The 19,221-nt window shown below is 65.0% G+C and carries 22 protein-coding genes; 10 read left to right on the top strand and 12 right to left on the bottom strand.

Annotated elements, in window-relative coordinates:
- Window positions 1-155: 155 nt before the first annotated feature.
- The 5 genes from A5756_RS00180 to A5756_RS00200 form a co-directional block, all read right to left on the bottom strand.
- Window positions 156-1,523 (bottom strand): NAD(P)/FAD-dependent oxidoreductase, encoded by a 1,368-nt coding sequence (locus A5756_RS00180; protein WP_066944931.1) that lies wholly within the window; start codon window positions 1,521-1,523, stop codon window positions 156-158.
- 377 nt (window positions 1,524-1,900) lie between these two features.
- Window positions 1,901-2,335 (bottom strand): DM13 domain-containing protein, encoded by a 435-nt coding sequence (locus A5756_RS00185; protein ID WP_197505714.1) that lies wholly within the window; start codon window positions 2,333-2,335, stop codon window positions 1,901-1,903.
- 94 nt (window positions 2,336-2,429) lie between these two features.
- The gene (locus A5756_RS00190; protein ID WP_066944938.1) at window positions 2,430-3,845 is read right to left on the bottom strand and encodes an NAD(P)H-quinone dehydrogenase; all 1,416 of its coding nucleotides are present in this window, start codon (window positions 3,843-3,845) and stop codon (window positions 2,430-2,432) included.
- A gap of 33 nt (window positions 3,846-3,878) precedes the next feature.
- Window positions 3,879-4,334 (bottom strand): DUF5709 domain-containing protein, encoded by a 456-nt coding sequence (locus A5756_RS00195; RefSeq protein WP_066944941.1) that lies wholly within the window; start codon window positions 4,332-4,334, stop codon window positions 3,879-3,881.
- Between the two features lie 108 nt (window positions 4,335-4,442).
- Entirely contained in the window at window positions 4,443-4,832 is a 390-nt protein-coding gene (locus tag A5756_RS00200) for a four-helix bundle copper-binding protein (protein ID WP_197505346.1), read from the bottom strand.
- A gap of 642 nt (window positions 4,833-5,474) precedes the next feature.
- On the opposite strand from A5756_RS00200, the gene A5756_RS00205 reads away from it, so the two are divergent.
- Both A5756_RS00205 and A5756_RS25725 read left to right on the top strand, forming a co-directional pair.
- Window positions 5,475-6,128 carry a sigma-70 family RNA polymerase sigma factor gene (locus A5756_RS00205; RefSeq protein WP_232005295.1) on the top strand — a complete coding sequence of 218 codons (654 nt, stop codon included), beginning with the start codon at window positions 5,475-5,477 and terminating at the stop codon, window positions 6,126-6,128.
- A 126-nt stretch (window positions 6,129-6,254) separates the two neighbouring features.
- The gene (locus tag A5756_RS25725; RefSeq protein ID WP_156659087.1) at window positions 6,255-6,491 is read left to right on the top strand and encodes a hypothetical protein; all 237 of its coding nucleotides are present in this window, start codon (window positions 6,255-6,257) and stop codon (window positions 6,489-6,491) included.
- A 123-nt stretch (window positions 6,492-6,614) separates the two neighbouring features.
- Here the strand turns inward: A5756_RS25725 and tal are convergent, their stop codons facing one another.
- The 4 genes from tal to A5756_RS00225 all read right to left on the bottom strand — a co-directional run bounded on the left by tal (window position 6,615) and on the right by A5756_RS00225 (window position 9,740).
- Window positions 6,615-7,703, bottom strand: coding sequence for a transaldolase (gene tal / locus A5756_RS00210; protein ID WP_066944949.1), 1,089 nt, complete (start codon window positions 7,701-7,703; stop codon window positions 6,615-6,617).
- Between the two features lie 156 nt (window positions 7,704-7,859).
- Window positions 7,860-8,420, bottom strand: a complete 561-nt coding sequence (gene msrA / locus A5756_RS00215; RefSeq protein WP_066944952.1) for a peptide-methionine (S)-S-oxide reductase MsrA — start codon at window positions 8,418-8,420, stop codon at window positions 7,860-7,862.
- Complete coding sequence (gene msrB, locus A5756_RS00220) at window positions 8,417-8,899, bottom strand: peptide-methionine (R)-S-oxide reductase MsrB (RefSeq protein WP_066944956.1); 483 nt, start codon at window positions 8,897-8,899, stop codon at window positions 8,417-8,419. The genes msrA and msrB overlap by 4 nt, the downstream gene beginning before the upstream one ends.
- 70 nt (window positions 8,900-8,969) lie before the next feature.
- Window positions 8,970-9,740, bottom strand: coding sequence for an SDR family NAD(P)-dependent oxidoreductase (locus A5756_RS00225; protein WP_066944959.1), 771 nt, complete (start codon window positions 9,738-9,740; stop codon window positions 8,970-8,972).
- 494 nt (window positions 9,741-10,234) lie between these two features.
- Between A5756_RS00225 and A5756_RS00230 the strand changes: the two genes are divergently transcribed.
- A complete protein-coding gene (locus A5756_RS00230; RefSeq protein WP_066944963.1) occupies window positions 10,235-10,546 on the top strand; it encodes a putative quinol monooxygenase in 312 nt (103 codons plus the stop codon).
- A 248-nt stretch (window positions 10,547-10,794) separates the two neighbouring features.
- On the opposite strand, the gene A5756_RS00235 is transcribed toward A5756_RS00230, so the two are convergent.
- The 3 genes from A5756_RS00235 to A5756_RS00245 all read right to left on the bottom strand — a co-directional run bounded on the left by A5756_RS00235 (window position 10,795) and on the right by A5756_RS00245 (window position 15,302).
- On the bottom strand, window positions 10,795-11,406 hold the full coding sequence (locus A5756_RS00235) for a GNAT family N-acetyltransferase (protein WP_066944967.1): 612 nt from the start codon (window positions 11,404-11,406) through the stop codon (window positions 10,795-10,797).
- 123 nt (window positions 11,407-11,529) lie between these two features.
- Window positions 11,530-13,836 (bottom strand): CaiB/BaiF CoA-transferase family protein, encoded by a 2,307-nt coding sequence (locus A5756_RS00240; protein ID WP_066944971.1) that lies wholly within the window; start codon window positions 13,834-13,836, stop codon window positions 11,530-11,532.
- Window positions 13,833-15,302 (bottom strand): aldehyde dehydrogenase family protein, encoded by a 1,470-nt coding sequence (locus A5756_RS00245; RefSeq protein WP_066945008.1) that lies wholly within the window; start codon window positions 15,300-15,302, stop codon window positions 13,833-13,835. Before A5756_RS00245 ends, A5756_RS00240 begins: the two co-directional genes overlap by 4 nt.
- Before the next feature lie 171 nt (window positions 15,303-15,473).
- Between A5756_RS00245 and A5756_RS25155 the strand changes: the two genes are divergently transcribed.
- From A5756_RS25155 to A5756_RS00270, 7 genes are all read left to right on the top strand, one after another.
- Window positions 15,474-15,704, top strand: coding sequence for a hypothetical protein (locus A5756_RS25155; protein WP_197505349.1), 231 nt, complete (start codon window positions 15,474-15,476; stop codon window positions 15,702-15,704).
- Between the two features lie 14 nt (window positions 15,705-15,718).
- Window positions 15,719-16,264 carry a MaoC family dehydratase N-terminal domain-containing protein gene (locus A5756_RS00250; RefSeq protein ID WP_066944975.1) on the top strand — a complete coding sequence of 182 codons (546 nt, stop codon included), beginning with the start codon at window positions 15,719-15,721 and terminating at the stop codon, window positions 16,262-16,264.
- Complete coding sequence (locus A5756_RS00255) at window positions 16,264-16,662, top strand: Zn-ribbon domain-containing OB-fold protein (RefSeq protein ID WP_066944980.1); 399 nt, start codon at window positions 16,264-16,266, stop codon at window positions 16,660-16,662. The genes A5756_RS00250 and A5756_RS00255 overlap by 1 nt, the downstream gene beginning before the upstream one ends.
- An 89-nt stretch (window positions 16,663-16,751) precedes the next feature.
- On the top strand, window positions 16,752-17,219 hold the full coding sequence (locus A5756_RS00260; protein ID WP_066944985.1) for a MaoC family dehydratase: 468 nt from the start codon (window positions 16,752-16,754) through the stop codon (window positions 17,217-17,219).
- A complete protein-coding gene (locus A5756_RS00265) occupies window positions 17,216-18,385 on the top strand; it encodes a lipid-transfer protein (protein WP_066944989.1) in 1,170 nt (389 codons plus the stop codon). The genes A5756_RS00260 and A5756_RS00265 overlap by 4 nt, the downstream gene beginning before the upstream one ends.
- An 11-nt stretch (window positions 18,386-18,396) precedes the next feature.
- Window positions 18,397-18,546: a hypothetical protein gene (locus A5756_RS25730; RefSeq protein ID WP_231989130.1), complete on the top strand. Its 150-nt coding sequence runs from the start codon at window positions 18,397-18,399 to the stop codon at window positions 18,544-18,546.
- Window positions 18,536-19,147, top strand: a complete 612-nt coding sequence (locus A5756_RS00270; RefSeq protein ID WP_066944992.1) for a TetR/AcrR family transcriptional regulator — start codon at window positions 18,536-18,538, stop codon at window positions 19,145-19,147. The genes A5756_RS25730 and A5756_RS00270 overlap by 11 nt, the downstream gene beginning before the upstream one ends.
- Window positions 19,148-19,221 lie beyond the last annotated feature (74 nt).

Here is a 19,221-nt window from a genome sequence, read left to right on the forward strand (position 1 = left end):
GGCGTTGGATCTGTCGTTGATTAGGACCGCTGGGATCACATACGGTGCCGCCGTATTGCTCCCGGCCGGCAGCGCCGTGGGAAGCCGCAATCTGTTCGCTGGCGCGGAGCAGGCCGTGCGTCGGCCGCCACAAACAGGAGTGGTGTCGTTGAATCTCATTGTGCTCCGACGGCCTTCGGTATCCGGACGACTTCGTTGGCCGCGAATTGGGCGTCGGGACCGGAAACGAACCCCATTGACAACACGGTGCGAGGAAAGAAGACGTCGGTGAGATATGCGAGTGCGACCGCCCAGCGGTTGACGAGACGGGGAAGTGCGTAGAGGTGGTAGGCGCGGGCGACAATCTTGGCGGGATAGCCCGATAGGTGCACGCCTAGCGGGTTGGCGACGGCGTAGCGCGGGCCCAAGTCGACGACCATGCCCTTGTCGCTGTGGCGGTAGTCCTTCCGCTCTCCGTACCCAAGGCTTGCGGCGACGTTGCGGGCCAACGTTTTACCCTGTCGGGTCGCGTGCTGGGCGGTGGGCGGGGCGTTCTTGCCGGGCTGGGTCAGGTCCGGAACGGCGGCGGCGTCGCCCGCGGCGAACACATCGGGGTGACCTGGCACCTGCAAATCGGTCTGTACCTTGAGCCGGCCCCGCTCGGTTTCCAAGCCCAGCGTGGCGATCAGCGGTGACGGGATCACGCCAGCCACCCACGCTACCGTGTAAGTGTCGATGCGCGAATCATCGGTAAGGACAACATGATCGGCGTGAACCTCCTTGAGGGTCGTGCCCAACCGCACGTCGATTCCACGCGAGCGCAGTACACCCATCGCCGCGTCGCCGAGCTTCCGCCCCAGCTCGGGCATGACGTGGCTGGCCAAGTCCAGCAACACAAACCGCACCGAGGCCCGGTCGAAGCCTATCTGCTTCGCCGCTGCGTCGGCGAGTGCGCGCAGCTGCGCGGTCAATTCGGAACCGGAATACGAAGCACCGACAACGACAATCGTGCGCCGCGCGGCCGCGCGCGCCTCGTTTTCCTCAACGTGAGCGAGTTCCAACTGCTCGATCACATGATCACGCAGATACAGCGCCTCGGCCGTCGACTTCAGCCCGTGCGCGTGGGTGGCCAAGCCGGGCGTATCGAACAGCCGCGTCACCGATCCTGGTGTCAAGACCAGCCGATCCCACGATAACGTCCTCACCCGGCCCTCAGGATCGGTCAACGAGAGCATATGCCGATCGAAGTCAACGCCGTCGACCCGCCCGCGCACCGCCCGCACGCCCCTGAGTGTTCCCGCCAGCGGAATACAGACAAACCGCGGGTCGACCAGCCCACCGGCCACATCCGCCAGCAATGGCGTGTACTGCAGGTAATCGACTGGCGAGACGATGGTTATCCTCACATCTGAGGCGCGCGCCCTGTCTAACCGTCGGACCAGGCCACGTGCACACTCGAAAGCGGCGAACCCGCTGCCGACGATCACAACCGAGGTGGAGGGTTCCGCCTTCTCCGGTTGGCGGTGAAGTGGGACCGCGTTCATATCTCTTCTCCTGGTTGGTATTCGGGTATTCAGATGGGATTGGGGGTCGATCGCACGGAGGCCTTGGTGTTCCTTGGTGGCCACGGCGTCCCGGACTGCGCCGTGGTAAACGGCATTGGCGCATGAGTCGCGTGGTCGAAGCTGCACAGGTTCGTCGGTAGTGAGCGTCGCCCGACCCTGGTCTATCTGTCATCACCCCTCAGCACGATTCACCCGGGTGATAACGCTCTTGCGGCCACCGCTACATCGGATCGGCTGCCCGGGCGCCGAGCGGCGCACTCTTCAGGAACGCGTCAGCGCCGCGCTGCCGCGCGCGCAATCATGGGTCGCGGCGCAGGGCGCGCGACTTCAACGGCTTCCGCGACGGGCGGAGGGACTCATTGGGTCGCGGGTCGCAGTTGCGCCGCGCCGAAGGACACACCGAAGCGCTCGCACCACAGGATTACGGCGCCGAGCGCGCCGGTGTCGGCAGCGTCGGGCACGGCGTAATCGGCGTTGCCGCGGTTGGCGCGTAGGCTCCCGAGGTCTATGTGTTTGCAACGCCCAAGGTTTCGCAAGGGGAACCTGGCATGGTCGACCGGTGCATCGCTGAGCCACACGCGTAGTCGTGGTCCCAAAATGGTATGCAGATTTTCCAGCCGCAGAATCTGCGCCCCGTCGCCCACGGTTAGCAGGCGCGCAACCCCGCTGGTTCGGTGGATGTGGCCGGTGAACTCGCCGCAGCGGGTCGTCTGCGCTCCAGGCGGCAGCCTGTCATCGGCGGTGGTCCTGATCAACAACAACTTCCACGGTTGCAGCCACCACAGGGCCACAGGCAGTCCCACCATCGCAATCGCCAGTCGAGCGACCCGATCTGGCATCAACCCGGAACCACAGAGCACTCGCCGGCCCAATTACGTTCGGGCATCAGTTCAGATCATCGCGGGCTATGAGCCGGCGCGCCGCCTCGGTGATCGAGCCGGACAGCGAAGGATAGATCGCAAGCGTCTGCGCTAGATCGTCAACGGTGATTCGGTTTTGAACAGCCATCGCGATCGGCAGTATCAATTCCGAAGCGATCGGCGCGACGACCACGCCACCAATTACCACGCCGCTGTCCTGCCGGCAAAATAGCTTTACGAAGCCCTGACGCAGCTCCGACATTTTCGCCCGCGCGTTGGTTTTCAACGGCAGCATGATGATGCGGGCCCGAATAGAACCATCGTCGATCGCGGCCTGCGAGATGCCGACCGTCGCGACCTCGGGGTGGGTGAACACCGTCGCGGCGACGGTGCGCAACCGGAGCGGACTAACGGCTTCACCGAGCGCGTGATACATCGCGATCCGGCCCTGCATCGCGGCAACCGAGGCTAACGGCAGTACATCAGTGCAGTCCCCCGCAGCGTAAATGCCCGCGACCGAGGTCCGCGACACCCGGTCGACCGCAATATGGTTGCCGGGCCCGGTTTCGATGCCCACGCGCTCTAAACCCAGCCTGCCGGTGTTGGGCACCGACCCAAGTGTCATCAATGCGTGGCTGCCCTCAACGGCGCGGCCGTCGGTCATCCTCACCCGCACCCCGTCGTCGGTGCGCCTTACGGTCTGCGCGCGAGCGTTCTTGATCAATTTGACGCCGCGCTGGGCGAATGATTCCTCGAGGACCTGCGCGGCGTCGGCGTCCTCGTACGGCAACACCCGCTCGCGGCTGGCCACCAGTGTCACCGTTACACCGAGTTCGGTGTAGGCGTTGGCGAATTCGATGCCGGTAGCCCCGCAACCCACCACGATGAGGTGGTCGGGCAACGAGTCCAGGTCGTAGAGCTGGCGCCAGGTCAGGATGCGCTCGCCGTCGGGGGGCGCCGACGGCAGGATCCGGGGGCTCGCGCCGGTGGCGATCAACACCACATCGGCATCGCGGATCGTGGTGCTGCCGTCGCGCTGGGTCACCTTGACGCGGTGACGCGCCAGACCGGGAGCCGCGTCGACCAGCTCGCCGCGCCCCGCGAGCAACTCGACGCCCACGCTCAGCAGCTGGGCGGTGATGTCCGCCGATTGTTCGGTAGCGAGCGTCTTGATCCGCTGGTGGATTTCTGCCAAGCGGATCTCGGCGTCGTCGATGTGGATGTCGAAACCCAGGCGGGTTGCCTTTCGCAGTTCGGTGCGCAGCCCTGTGGATGCGATAAAGGTCTTCGATGGCACGCAGTCGCAGAGCACCGCGGCGCCCCCGACCCCGTCGGAATCGACGACGGTCACGCGGGCTACGGCGGGACCTCGTGCAGCCGCAACCAATGCCGCCTCATAGCCGGCCGGGCCGCCACCCAGGATCAGAATGCGGGTCACCACAGCTGGAATTTCACCGGGTGGCCGGACGACAGGTCATCGAAGGCGCCATCCCTCGACGTCGCCGGCGTCTTCGTCGACGACGATATGCATGGCGGCTTCCTCAGCCGAGGCAGCGCCGCCGTCAATGCCAACGTCGTGGGCTAGGTACTCCGCACCCGGGTCCGTCGCATCGAAGGCGAAGGCGACGAGCCGACCTGCCCGCATGTCGCCAACCTGATCGTCGATTGGTTCACCATCGCTGTCGGCGCTGTCACCGATTCCGTCGCCATCCCACTGATCGGTCACGTCGGGCACCTCCCGGGCGAGCCGGCGTGACAGACTTTCATGGGTCCGCGCTTCCCTCGTGGTGAGACCCCAGGCCCGCAGTTCACGCGGGCGTTCCGGGGGCGAGTAGCCCTCGTCGAGGTCGATGCCGGTCTGTTCTGAGTCCAGGCTTTCTTCTGGTTCAAGCAGATGGGCCTGCACGTCGTCGAATTCAGATATCCCCATCAGCGCTGGCTCCGTCCCGTATCTCCAAGCTCGCATTCGCACAGCGAAGTTCGGCAAGAGATTGACATCATGCGGTCTCGGACAGTCGACGCCCGCTCGGCGGTGGTCTCATCCGAGCGCCTCAACAAGATCGCGGCAGGCGCGTTCACAGCGACGGCACACCTCGGCGCACACGCGGCAATGCTCGTGCTTCGGCGCATGCTTGTCGCACTCGTCCGCGCTTGTCTTACAGGCGGCGGCGCACGTTTCGAGCACCGTCTTGGTCAAGTTCGCGTCGTAGTCCGTGTGCCGGGATAGAACGCGACCGGTTGTCGCGCAGACATCCGAGCAGTCAAGGCACGTACGGATGCATTTGGTCAAGTGATAGACGTCCTCTTCACTGAGGCAGGCGTCTGCACACGCTGTGCAAGCTTGGTCGCATTCGAAACAGGCGTCGATACATGCGATTAGCTTGGCGATGTCTATCCGGCCCAGATCTCGTGGATAGGTCTCCAGCATTCTCTTGGCGGCGCTCACCATGTCCTCCTTGCTCCGGGCGATGGTTGTCTCTTCGGTGCGGGCCTTCCCCGTCCAGGGCACCGCGGGTGCGCGAGTCCGTTGCTGTGCTTCTTACAAGAACACGGCTGTGCGGGGGTAGACGTTGAGAGCATCGCGCGAAGGGGGGTGAACTGTCGTCGCCCACCTTCGTCATTCACCCGGGTGATAGTTGGAGGTGTGGATGGCGTCCGCCGATGTGCGGCCACGGCAATGACCGCCAACTTGATGTCGTAGGTGGCGCGGGCGCTCACCCGGATGAATTACCTCAGCGGATGATGACCACTCACCCCGCGGCGCTGGATGCTGGCACCAGATCGGTAACAGGAGGTGCTGTGGAGACGACGAGATACCCTACCTACGGCCATGCCCGCATCGGGCGGGGATCGGCCCTGAAAGCAACGCGCTTGAACGCCGGCGCAACCAAGACGACACCAGTTGCCGAAATGCGCGCCACACGCGACGTCACCGGTTCCTCGAGACGCTGGTGCGTCGATCAGGGTAGGACTTCCCTCTCGCACGTTCGCTACCCGACTCGGGCAAGCGGTGCCCGAGCTCCACGCGTGCCGATACTTTTCGCGATGGCAGGACCGTAGCGTGGGCCGCGTGAGCGCGGAATGCGCAATGACTCCGGATGTTCCGTTGAGCGTCGCATTTGAAAGCGCCGTCATCCCTCTCCTTCAGCCTCTGTTCCGGCAGGCTCTTCGGATGACCTCGAATCGATTGGATGCGGAGGATCTGGTGCAGGAAACATTGCTCAACGCTTATGTCGGTCTCCAGGCATTCGAACCGGGAACGAACCTCAGAGCATGGCTGCGCCGGATCATGACCAACACCCATATCAACAGCTATCGGAAGCAAAAGCGCCGTCCCACACAACATCCAACTGGTGAGATCACCGATCGGCAGCTGATGGCCGGTACGCCACGCACGCATGAGGTCCTACGGTCGGCCGAAGACCAGGCGCTCGAACTGCTGCCAGATCCTTACCTCAAGGCGGCAATGATGCTCTTGCCCGAGCCGTTTCGCACCGTCGTGTATTTTGCCGACATCGCGGGATACTCCTACAAGGAGATCGCCGCCATGACGGACACCCGGCAGGGCACCGTCAGTTCGAGGCTCAACCGCGGGCGAAAGCAATTGCGCGAACTACTATTCGACTCGTCGGTCGACCGCGAGCGCAGGACGATCGACAAGACCTCGACCAGATCAATCCAACAGCTTGCAATGGTCAACGGCGGCGAACCCAGCCGAAGGTGAGAGGAACGCCGACGTTGCGTATCCCGCTACACGGCGCCATCTCGGGGGCTGACAACCGCCCCGGCCCGCGTCGAAAAGCTCCGCGCACGAGTGTCGAAAATTATGCCTGGGAGATCAGGAGACGTTATGAACAAAGCGAGAGCCCGGCGCGCGGGTATAATTTCCCCGTCGTCGCGTTGGAATGTCGGCCTGATGCTACCGGCACCGGAACATCTGGCGTTCTATGCCGGCGTAGGTGCGATGGCCGTGTTCGGGCTCATGGAATGGCCCGTGGTCGCCGCCTTGTTGGTGGGCCACACGCTTGTCAACGCGCAGCACAACAAGGTCCTACAGTCACTTGGCGAGGCGTTGGAAGAGGCCTAGCTGCAACGGAAAATCTCGCGGCCGCTCGGATCAAGACAGCGACCGCGCTGGGATTGGACCCCAAACAATTGATGAAGGCCGAGCGCGATCGGCACGGGATTGAAGGCGGTAACCGCGCAGTCTTCACCGTTGCAGTGTCCGCGACCAGGACGCTGCGAACTTGGATACCCCGTCGTGTTCGAGCACATCGAATACATCCGGCAGATCGATACCGACCGAGGTCAGCCGGTCGAACACTTCCTGCGCATGCAACGCCTTGCCCGCCACGGTTTCACCGGCGATGATGCCGTGATCGGCCACCGCCTCCAGGGTCTCCTCAGGAATGGTGCTGACCGTGTTCGGCGCCACCAGTTCCGTGACGTACATGGTGTCGGGGTAAGCGGCGTTCTTGACACCGGTGGAGGCCCATAACGGCCGTTGCACGCGGGCGCCGGCGGCGCGCAGCGCGGCATAGCGCGGATCGGCCTCGAAGACCTGCTGGTAGCCCGCGTAGGCCAATCGCGCGTTGGCGACGCCGGCCTGCCCACGCAGTCTGAGCGCCTCATCGGTGCCGATCGCCTCCAGTCGCTTGTCGACTTCGGTGTCGATCCGGGACACGAAAAGAGATGCCACAGAGTGGATTTGCGATATGTCCAACTCGGCCTGCCGGGCGGCTTCGATACCGGCCAGATAGGCGTCCATCACCGATCGATGTCGCTGGACAGAAAAGATCAGCGTGACGTTGACCGAGACACCTTTGGCCAACGCCGCGGTGATCGCGGGCAGTCCGGCTGCGGTCGCCGGAATTTTGATGAAAACGTTGGGCCGGTCGACGACCTTCGCCAGCTCGACGGCCTGCATGACTGTCGCATCGGTGTTGTGCGCCAGCGAGGGGTCAACCTCGATGGAGACTCTTCCGTCGATGCCGTCCGAGGCCTTCCACTGCGGGTGCAGCACATCGCAGGCCATCCGCACGTCGTCGGTGATCGCCGTGCGGACCGCAGTATCGATAGCGGTTCCGCGGCCCGTCAGCTCGGCAATCTGTCCATCGTAGGCGCGGCCGTTTGTCAGTGCGCGCTCAAAGGTGGACGGGTTAGTTGTCACGCCGACAACGCTTCTAGTGTCGATGAGCTCCCGCAGCTTGCCGGACTGCAACAGGTTGCGCGACAAGTCATCCAGCCAGACCGATACCCCCGCCGCTGATAGGGCAGCCAAATTCGGGTTCTGGGTCATCCCGTCACCACCGCTACCCGGTCGCCGGGTAGCGCTGAAACCCACGCCTCAGCACAAACCGTGCCATAGAGCACCAATGGCGCGTATGCGCTCAACAGCACCCGCCAATCAGCTGGAATTGCCAGGTCCTTGTCTTCTGTTATCGAGCCCATGTCGTTATTGAGCCGACCCGGTCTGTTCGGCCGTGGCTGCTCGCGGGTCGGCCGCACCGTCGCCGCGGTTGGATAGCACCCACTCGGGACGGATGTAGTGGCAGGTGTAGCCGGACGGGTAGCGTTGCAGGTAGTTCTGGTGCTCGGCTTCGGCTACCCAAAACTCGCCGGCCGGGTTGACCTCGGTGACGACTGCGCCGGGCCAGCGGTCCGACCCTTCGACGTCGGCGATGGTCTGTGCGGCAATTTGCCTTTGCTCGTCGTCCAGATAGAAAATCGCTGACCGATAACTGGTTCCGACATCGTTGCCTTGCCGGTTCTTTGTGGTCGGGTCGTGGATCTGGAAAAAGAATTCCAGCAGTGTCCGATAGTCGGTCTCGTCCGGGTCGTATGTGATTTCGAGCGCCTCGGCGTGGCCGGGGTGATTGCGGTAGGTGGGATGTGTGTTGCTGCCACCGGTATAGCCGACCCGCGTGGACACCACACCGGGCAGCTCGCGGAACAGGTCCTCCATGCCCCAGAAGCATCCGCCGGCGAGGACGGCGATCTTGTTGTGGTCAGTCATGACTTCTGCTCACCGACGCTCTGGTGTTGGTCCGACACATCGAACAAGGGCAGATATTGCCCGTAACCCTGGGCTTCCAGGTCATCGCGGTGAATGAATCGCAGCGACGCCGAGTTGACGCAGTAGCGCAACCCGCCGGCCTCCCTGGGGCCGTCCGGGAATACGTGGCCCAGATGGCTGTCGGCGTGGGCTGATCGCACCTCGACCCGATCCATGAAATGGCTGCGGTCACGCCTCTCAACAACGAAGTCCGCGTCGATGGGCCGGGTGAAGCTGGGCCAGCCGCTTCCGCTGTCGAACTTGTTGACAGAGGCGAAAAGCGGTTCGCCAGAAACAATGTCAACGTAGATGCCGGGTTCATGGTTGTCGCAGTACTTTCCAGTGAACGGCGGCTCCGTGCCGCTCTCCTGGGTGACGCGGTATTCCTCGGGGCTTAGCGCGTCGACCGCGGCAGGGTTCTTGCTGTATTGGTGTGACACCTGATCTCCTTCATCCGCACAACCGTTATAAGTGCTGCGCTTGGTATTTCGAATCGTCCCGCGTCGTTGCTCAGTTGCGGCCGGCCATGATGCCGCCATCGACGTTGAGAATCGCGCCGGTGACCCAACTGGCCTCATCAGAGAGCAGGAACGTCACGGCGTTGGCCACGTCGGCCGGGGTGCCGACCCGTCCCAATGGGTGAAGCGGCGCGAACGTGGCCAAGGTGGCGTCGATCTCGTCCTTCGGGATGAAGCCTTCGTAGAGCGGCGTTTTGACGACGGCCGGCGCCACCGCGTTGACGCGGATCTTGTGCTCGGCGAGCTCGATGGCGAGGTTATGGGTGAGTGCATGCAGGCCGGCCTTCTGCATCGAGTACACCGACGACGGGGTCAGGCCGATCGCCTGATGTGCCCACATGCTGCCGATGTTGACGATGGAACCGCCCTCACCGCGGGCGATCATGCCCTCAACGACGGTCTGCGTCAGAAAGAACAGGGCATAGTTGAGCTCCATGTACGAGTCATATGTCAGAGCGTCGTACTCTAGAAACGGTTTGGGGACGAAGAATCCGGCCGCGTTTACGAGCAGCGTCGCGTCGCCGTGATCCTCGGAAAGCGCGCGCTGCACATCGGCGACCGCGGCACGATCGGTCAACTCCGCAGTGATCCCCCAGGCTTGGCCACCTTCGCCGGTCAACTCCGTCACGGTGTCATCGACCCGATCTTTCGACCGGCCGATGATCACCGCGCTGCCGCCGTGGCGCACGATATCAACGGCCGCTTGCCGGCCCATACCGGCACTGCCTCCGACGACGATGACCTTCTTGGAATCAAAGTGCATGGTGGGACCTTTCTGCTGCTCACTCTCGGTGGATCCTGCTGGACCTTTGTCTAGCAAGAACAGTTGTCGCCCTGGCGATTACATCCGGTGCCATGCGTACCAACCTCGAACTGATATCAATCTCCTGCCCGGCGGGGTGAGCTGTCATCACCCCGGCCTTGTTTCACCCGGGTGAGTTCTGGTGTGCCGCCATGGCCAACTGCTCAAACCCGATATTTGGCGGTATACCCAGCCAGGAAAGTGGGTTAGAGTACCCAGAACAAGCGGACGAGAACAAAGCGGTCGCAAATATCGCGCACCCAGCCAACGGGCTTCAACGTCTACTGCAGGCGACCCAGCCATCAGACTGCCATTGCAGCTCAGTCAGAACGCTCGTCCGCTGTCCAGGACAATAAGCATGTGCCGACGTGTACATGAAATAGCAAGGCCTGCAAGGGACTTACGGATTATCGCGATTGCCCGCGGCCTTCGGCGACGGTGAAGGAGTGTCAACCATGTACAGCCCAGATGAAGAAGTGGTGCTGATCACCGATGCCACGGCGTTGCCGGGCAAAGGAGACGACCTGCGGCGTGCGCTTGTCGAGTTGATCCCTCAGTCGCTGGCCGAGGCCGACGTCAGCACCTTCCGCCTCCACGAAGACCGTGATCGTCCGGGGCATTTCACGCTTTACCAGCGGTTCCGGAATCAGCACGCCGTCGACCTTCACGTTCAAACCAATCATTTTGCGCTCAGCGTAGAAGCCTTGGCCGAGTTCGCCGAGGGCGGCAAGCCCCAGGTCACCTTCTATCGTGTACTGAGTCGCTAAGCAGCTGTGATCCACTGACCGAGGCGGCTTCGCGTAACCGATCCTGACTTACCGCGGAAACCCCTCCGTCACCAGCAATTCCGCGGCACAGCTGAGGATGCGGTCACGCGTCGCTCGTCCGCGACTCGTCGCTGGCAGCTGGTCGCCAGCCGGGGAGCATGCCATCAGATTACGGGTTGATTGCCGACCTGGGGTCCACGCCCCACTACGGTTCGGGCGGGCGCGTGGGGGCAACACAGCTGTGGTGTTCAGGACTGTTGCGATCCTGGCGCCGGCGCGCAGGCCGGCTCTGGCAGGTCCAGATCAGCTTTGCTCAGACGGTAGACCTCAAGGGTCAGGTTGTAGTACTTGTCGGTCTCACCGACCCATTCCATTCCCACTCGCCGCGCCGTGGCCACCCCGCGACGATTGCCTGGCCGCACGACGGCGAATACCTCACTGACACCGACGTTTGTGAATGCTTGATGGGCCACTGCATGACCGGCTTCCGCACCGTAACCGTGACCCCACCGCGTGGGTGCCACCTGCCAGCCGATCTCGAGATCGGTGCGGCCGGGCGGCAGGGGGAGTAGCGCCACTCCGCCGATCAAGTCGCCAGAGTGTCTATCGGTAATCGCCCATCGGCCGAGGGGGAGGCCGGTCGCGTCGCTTTCGGCGATCCATGTGCCCAAGAGTTGGCGCATCGTAGCGTCGTCGGTGATCACTGGCAGCGCCGGACACAGCCAACGCGAAACCTCCGGCGCGCTGTATATCCCAAAGGCGGCGATGTCGTCGTCGAGCTGCCATGGGCGCAATAGGAGCCGGTTGGTCAGGATGCGTCTCGTGTCAGGATCCCATTCGACGTGGCGATGCTCATGCATTTGAAACTCCTGGGCTCTTTGGACGCATACTGGGGAAAGTCACCCAATTCTACCAATTTCGGCAAAGTAGGACCGACGTCCTCAGGCCCGTTGGGCCGCCCCCACTGCTGCGTGACATCCTGCTCAGGCGCCCAGCGGCCGCTCCCCGATGACCCGCCCGGCCCGCAGGCTCGCGACCTCGGCCACCGACAGGCCCAGACCGGCCAGTACTTCGCCGTTGTGCTGGCCCAGCGTCGGCGGGGCGGCATTGTGGTGGCGGGCCGGTCCGGGGGTGATGCGAAACGGCCAGCCGGGATAGCGGTGCGGTCCGGTGATCGGGTGCAGGAGTTCCTCGTAGTAGCCGCGCGCGTCGAGCTGGGCGCCAATAAGGACGCCGTCGTACATCCGGTCGCCGGTGATCACCCGCTCGGCCGGGATACCTTGTGTCTGAAGGGCTTCCACGACCGCTGATGCGGTCTGTGTGCGCGTCCACGCGGCGACCATCTCGTCGAACACTTCGTGGCCGAGCCGCCCGTCGTTGGGCAGCGACAGCGCGACCCATACGCCGTCCTCCGCGGTCGGGTAAACGCCTTGCAGGTAGCCGCGCTGCCGGTCGCCCCGGCGCGGGGACACGACGCCGGTCATCGAATACTCGATCACCGGTTCCGCGGTCACGCAGGCCGCGACCTCGATCTGAGCGATCTCGATCAGCTGGCCCTCCCCCGTTCGGCGTCGGTGCTCGAGGGCGGCAAGCAGTGCCACCCCCGCGTGCACGCCGACGATGGGATCGGCGGGGCCCTGCGGGTTGCACGGCGGACCGTCGGGGTAGCCGGTCACGGCCGACATCCCCGAGGTCTGCTCGAAGTTCAGCGCCCACCCGACGTAGTCGCGCCACGGGCCTCGCAGGCCGTATCCCGGCATCCGCACAACGATCACGTCGGGGTTCAGTGCCACCAGCGCGTCGTAGTCCAGGCCGAACTGCTCGACCACCCGGGGCGAGAAGTTCTCCACGACCACGTCGGCCTCCGCGGCGAGCCGCCGGGCGATGTCGAGGCCCCGCTCGGAGGTCAGGTCGAGGGTGAGGTCGCGCTTGTTGAGGTTGGTACCCTGCCAGATTGGGCTGCGTTCGTACCAGTCGTCGCCCTCGTAGGCGAAAGCGCCGGAGTAGCGGTGCCCGTCAGGCCGCTGGATCGACTCGACCTTGACGATGTCGGCGCCGAACGCGCCCAGGTAGCACGTCAGGTAGGCGCCGGCCCAGAACGTGGTCAGGTCGAGGACGCGCACGCCGGAAAAGGGCAGCGGCCCTTCGGTCGTGTTGAGCGAGCGGGCCTTGGTGGCCCACGGTTCGGGGCCCGTGCCCAGGTTCGGCGCCGGACGGGGTTGGGGCACCGGGGTTTTCGCGAAGCGGAACGGCGGCCCGGGTCGCTGGAACGACCACCCGGGCCCACCGGATTGCACGAAGAAACCGCGCTCGGCGTACTGCGGGCAGGTCGACACGGTGGCCCCGTCGTTGACCGGGGCGGCCGGGATGCGCAGGGCCTGAGCGAGTTCCACGATCTCTGCGACAGTCTGCTGGGCGAGCAACGGCTCCGCCTTGCGGAAGAATTCGTCGCGCTCCGGGCCGCCCATCATGATCGAGAGCTGATGCTCGCCGTACTCGGGCAGGCCGAGCATGGCACACACATCCAGCCAGTGCTGGCCGGTCAGGCAGTTGATGCCCACCCAGCCGTCGGCGCCCCGGACGACACCCAGCATGGGTGCCGACCGCAGGTTCGCGGGCAAGCCGAGGCTTTTCATGCGCTGTGCCATCAGCATCGGATAGGGCAGCGTCGACAGCAGCGCTTCGAGCTGGGAGACGTCCACCTCTCTGACCCCGCCGGCGGCCGGCAACCGCAACGCGGTCAGCGCGCCCAGCGCGCCGTAAACACCTGCGACGTACTCGGAGATGCGGGCGCCGACCTGCACAGGTGGGCGGTCCGGATCCCGGGCGCTGATCCATCCCGACGCCGCCTGCGCGGTCAGGGGTGTGGCTTGCCGCTGACGCCAGGGCCCGCACTGACCGAATCCAGAGATGCGCAGCAGCACCAGGTTTGGGTTCAGCCGGCTCAAGGCGTCCGGGCCCAGCCCCCGGCGTTCCAATATTCCCGGACCGAAGTCCTCGATGAGCACGTGCGCCTGCGTGATGAGCTCCCGGATCGCCGCCAGATCGCCCGGCTCGGCCAGATCGAGGGTGACGCCGCACTTTCCGGCGTTGAGGTACTCGAACAGTCCGGAGCGCTGTGGGTCGCAGACTCCCCCGGGGAACGGACCCCAGCGGCGCAACGAATCCCCGGCGGGCGGCTCTATTTTGGTGACCTCGGCACCGAGGTCGACGAAAAGCTTTGCGGCGTAAGGACCTGAGATCTCGTTGGCGAGTTCGACGACATGGAGCCCGGCAAGGGGACCCGTCATGCCGGGATCCCGATGGCCTTCACCTCCATGTACTGGTGCAGTCCGCTGATTCCGCCACTCTCCCGGCCGAACCCGCTCAGCTTGTAGCCGCCGAACGGCGCATCGCCCGGCCCGACGCCGTTGACCGCGACCTGACCGGTGCGCATGCGCCGGGCCACCGCGACGGCCCGGTCCACGTCGGTGCCCCACACGGCGCCGGAAAGCCCGTAGCACGAGTTGTTCGCGATCGCGACGGCGTCGTCGTCGTCGCGGTAGCGCAGCACCGACAGCACGGGCCCGAACACTTCCTCCTGTGCGATCGTCGAATTCGGTTGCACACCAGTGAGAATCGTCGGTTCGAAGTAGAAGCCGGTATCCAGGTCGGCCGGGCGGCCGCCGCCGGTCGCCAGCTTCGCTCCCTCGTTGACCGCGCCGTCGACGTGCGCCTGCACACGCTCGCGTTGCGCCGCGCTGATGAGCGGCCCCATCTCCACCGTCGGGTCCCTGGGGTCGCCGACCTTGACGTCGCGGGCGAGCTCGACGAGCCGGTCCACGACGTCGTCGTGCAACGAATCGGGAAGCAGCAGCCGGCTGTGCAGGATGCAGGCCTGCCCGGCGTGCAACGAGCAGCAATCGAAGAGCATCTGACGCAGCATCTCGTCGGTCAGCTGCGTGTCGTCGAGGATGATGCTCGCCGATTTCCCGCCGCACTCCAGCAACAGCCGCTTCATGGCGTCGCCCGCGGCCCGCATGACCTCGCAACCGACGGCGGAGCTCCCGGTGAAGCTGATCATGTCGATGCGAGGATCCGTCGTGAGCGATTTGGCGGCTTCGAGCCCCGAGGGCGTGACCACATTGACCACGCCCGGCGGAATGTCGGTCTCTTCGTCGATGATGCGCGCCAGCGCAAGGCCCGCGAGCGGCGTCAGCGGCGAGGGCTTGAGCACGACGGTGTTGCCCGCGGCCAGGGCGTTGTTCACCTTCATCACGTTGAGACAGTGCGGGAAGTTCCACGGCGTCAGGATCGACACGACTCCGAGCGGCTCGCGGCGCAGCAACGTCGTCCCGGCACCGATCCCGGTGACCGGCTCGTCGACCAACTTCGTCGCGAGCTGGGCCGCATGCATGGACATGTAGCCGGCGCCGTCGATTTGCATCATGCGCTCGACCCCGACGCAGCCCCACTCGACCTGGGACAGCGCGAAGATCTCGTCGGCGTGCTTGAGCAAGGCCGCACCCAGCTGGTTGAGGCAGCCGGCCCTCTCGTCGGGGCTCATCCGGCCCCACGGCCCGCTGTCGAAGGCCGCCCGCGCGGCGGCGATCGCCGCGCCGACCTGGGCGACACTGGCGTCGGGTGCGGTGCCGATGGATTCTTCGGTGGCCGGGTTGATGTCGTCGTAGCGACCGTCCTCCGGCTCGACCCATCTGCCGTCGATGTAGAGCTGATAGGTGTCGACAAGAGATCCCGGAGTTTGCAGCTCGGTCATGCGGTTCCTCACCCGAACGTCGGTCATCTAACCACTTGGTGTACACCCATGGCCGGGCGTCGTCAATCACTAACCACGCGAGTTACACACCATTTCCCCAGTGCCGCGTCGGTATTGACACCAGCAGGCGGCGCGCGGTAGACACAAGGCCGCAAGACACATCGTGCTAATATGTCTGATCTTCTGGCCAGGGAGGCCGCCGTGCGGACCACTTTGCCCGCTTCTTGGTTGCACTCCCCCGACTTCGAGGACGGCGATCCGCACCCGGCGTACCGCGAGCTGCGCGCGACCGCGCCGGTGTGCTGGAGCGGCGGCGCCTACGCAATTCAGCGTGACATCATCTCCATGGCCGGATTGGGCATGCCGAGCGCCCCGCGTGACCTTCGCGCCACCACAACCTAGGAGGACAGCAGCCAGTGACCGACTCAGAAACCGTCAGCGCCAAGGTGCGGGCCCTCGTCGGCCAGCCGACCGGCGGCACCGGAAAACCGTCGGTGGCGCCGGATCCGGTCAACCAGCCGATGATCCGGCACTGGGCGTACGCGATGGCCGACATGAACCCCGTCTACCTCGACCCCGGGTTCGCCGGGAAATCACGGTTCGGCGGCATCGTGTCACCGCCGGTGATGCTGCAGACCTGGACCATGCCGTCGCCGATCCTGGAAGGCATCGGCGAGCGCGGGGGCGCTCCCATCGAAATCAAGGGCAACCCAACGGCTTTCCTCGACGAGGCCGGCTACACCAGCACGGTGGCCACCAACTCGGAGTTCGAGATCGAGCGCTACCCACGCCTGGGCGACGTCATCAGCGCGACGACAGTGTACGAATCGGTCTCCGACGAAAAGAAGACGGCGCTGGGCACCGGCTTCTTTCTGACCTGGCTGACGACCTACACCGACCAGAACGGAGAAGTTCTGGGGCGCCAGCGGTTCCGTGTGCTGCGATTCCGGCCGGAGGGCTGATGGCCACCAGACTGGCGCCCGCCATCACCAAGGACACCGAGTTCTTCTGGAACGGGTTGCGGGACAACAAGCTTCTGATCCAACGCTGCGGCGGATGCGGACAGCTGCGCCACCCACCCCGCCCGATGTGCCCCCATTGCCGTTCCCTGGACTGGGACGCCGTCGAGTCGTCGGGCCGCGGCACCGTCTACAGCCACGTGATGCCGCACGAACCGAAGTTCCCGTTCTTCGAATACCCCTATGTCGTCGTGCTGGTGGAACTCGAGGAGGGTGTGCGGCTGGTATCGAACCTGACCGGTGTCGACCCGCCGGACGTGAGGACGGGGATGCCGGTCGAGGTCTACTACCAGAGTTTCGATAACGACCTGGTACTGCACCAGTTTCGGCCGGCCACGTAGGCGGGGGCCATGGACTTCACGTTCACCGAAGAGCAGGAAACAACCTGCAAGCTGGCCCACCGCGGCGCGACCTATTCGGAAGGACTACCATGACGACCACCGCGAGCCGCACCAGCACCCTGCGCTGGGCGGACATCTCCGTCGGCGACGAGGTCACCCCGCTTGACGTCCCGATCACCACGACGATGATCGTCGCCGGGGCGATCGCCACCCGCGACTTCATGCCCGTGCACCACGACCGCGACTACGCCAACAAGCAGGGGTCGCCCAACCTGTTCATGAACATCCTGACCACCAACGGCTACTGCGTGCGGTTCCTCACCGACTGGGCCGGGCCCGAAGCGATGGTCAAGAAGCTGTCGATTCGCCTTGGCGTGCCGTGCTTTCCGGACGACCCGCTGCGCTTCACCGGCAGCGTCACCGGAAAGACCGAGGGCGCCGGGGGTGAGAACTTCGTCGAGGTGACGCTCAAGGGCTCCAACAGCTTGGGCGATCACGTCTCGGGCACCGCGATCCTCAGCCTGCTCGACGGGGCGCCCGAAACGAGTCAAGCGTGAGCGGCTCGCTGCCCGGTGCGGCCGCCATCGTCGGGATCGGCCAGACCGAGTTCTCCAAGGAATCCGGCCGCAGCGAACTGCAATTGGCGTGCGAGGCGGTCAGTGCCGCCCTCGACGACGCCGGCCTGGCGCCCGGTGACGTCGACGGCATGGTCACGTTCACCATGGACTCCAGCGACGAGATCGACATCGCGCGCAACGTGGGGATCGGCGACCTGAGCTTCTTCTCCCGCGTCCACCACGGCGGGGGTGCCGCCGCCGGCACCGTGGTGCACGCCGCGATGGCCGTCGCCACGGGCGTCGCCGACGTCGTGGTGTGCTGGCGCGCCTTCAACGAGCGGTCCGGTTTCCGGTTCGGCGGCAGCGGACGCAGCATGGCGGAAACACCGTTGTTCATGGCGCACTACGCGCCGTTCGGATTGCTGACTCCCGCAGCGTGGGTCGCCATGCACGCACAGCGTTACATGTCGACGTACGGGGTCACCAACGAGGACTTCGGCCGCATCGCGGTGGTCGACCGCGCGCACGCGGCGCGCAATCCCGATGCCTGGTTCTACCAGCGCCCGATCACGCTGGAAGACCACCAGAATTCGCGCTGGATCATCGAACCGGTGCTGCGCCTGCTGGATTGCTGTCAGGAAAGCGACGGCGGGGTCGCGCTCGTCGTCACCAGCGCCGAGCGCGCACGCGACCTGCGGCAGCCGCCGGCGATCATCACCGCGGCCGCCCAGGGCGCGGCCGCCAACGGCGAGATGATGACCAGCTACTACCGCGACGACATCACCGGCCTGCCCGAGATGGGCGTGGTCGCGAACAGGCTGTGGCGTGACTCGGAGCTCAAGCCCCAAGACATCCAAACCGCCTTCATCTACGACCATTTCACGCCGTTCGTGTTCACCCAGCTCGAGGAGCTCGGGTTCTGTGGGCGCGGCGAAGCGAAGGACTTCGCCACCGTCGAGCGGCTGTCGCTGGGTGGGGATTTCCCGATCAACACCAACGGCGGCCTGCTCGGCGAGGCCTACATCCACGGCATGAACGGCATCACCGAGGGGGTGCGCCAGGTGCGCGGCACGTCCTACAACCAGGTCGACAACGTCGAACACGTCTTGGTCACCTCGGGCACCGGGGTACCCACCAGTGGGCTGATCCTGGCGCCCGCCAACTGAGGGGAACCATCATGCCGAAGCTCGCGCTGCTGACCGCCCACGGCGGGCCCATCGAGCTGGCCGAATTTCCGTTGTCCACCCCGGCACCCGGGACGGCGGCGCTCAAGTTGCGGATGGCCGGCATCTGCGGGTCCGACAGGCACATCTTCCATGACGACTGAAGCTTCCGCATTGACACAGGCGGCCGATACGCGCGAGCTCATCGTGGAATCCGCATACGCCTGCTTTCGCAAGCAGGGGCTGCAGAAGGCGACGATTGTCGACATCGCCCGGACGGCCGGCGTGTCCCGCAGCACCATCTACGAGTACTTCAGCGACAAGCGCGCCATCATCGAGGCGTGCGCAGAACACGCTTCCGAGTGGTTCTATCGCGAGATGTCCAGAGCCATGGATCGGGGCGGCTCGCTCGAAGAAAAGTTAAGCCAGGCGGCTGTTTTCGTGACCCAGGCCCGGCGGTCCATCGCCTCCGAGAAGTACTTCGACGAGGATGCCGTCAGCCTGTTGCTGACCAAGGACGCCGCCGTGCTGCTGCGCGAATGCGTCGATTTCTTCGCGCCCTACCTGTTGGCCGCCCGCCTGACCGGCGAGGTGCGCAAGGATCTCGACATCGAGGCCGCCGCGGAATGGTTTGCGCGCATCCTCTTCTCGCTGTTCAGCACGCCGTCCTCGATCCGGGACATGGACGATCCCGAAGTGGCGGCCGAGTTTGTGCGCGCGCACGTGGTGCGCGGTTTCGCGGGCGACCGCCCGCGGCGGCGTTGAGTGTGCGTCCAGGGTGGGGGTTGCCGGCGTGTCGCCGCCCGGCGTTCACACTCGAAGCCGTGAGCGCACAGTCG

Origin of the sequence: Mycobacterium sp. 852002-53434_SCH5985345 (genome assembly GCF_001667155.1) — a bacterium.
Lineage (GTDB): Bacteria > Actinomycetota > Actinomycetes > Mycobacteriales > Mycobacteriaceae > Mycobacterium.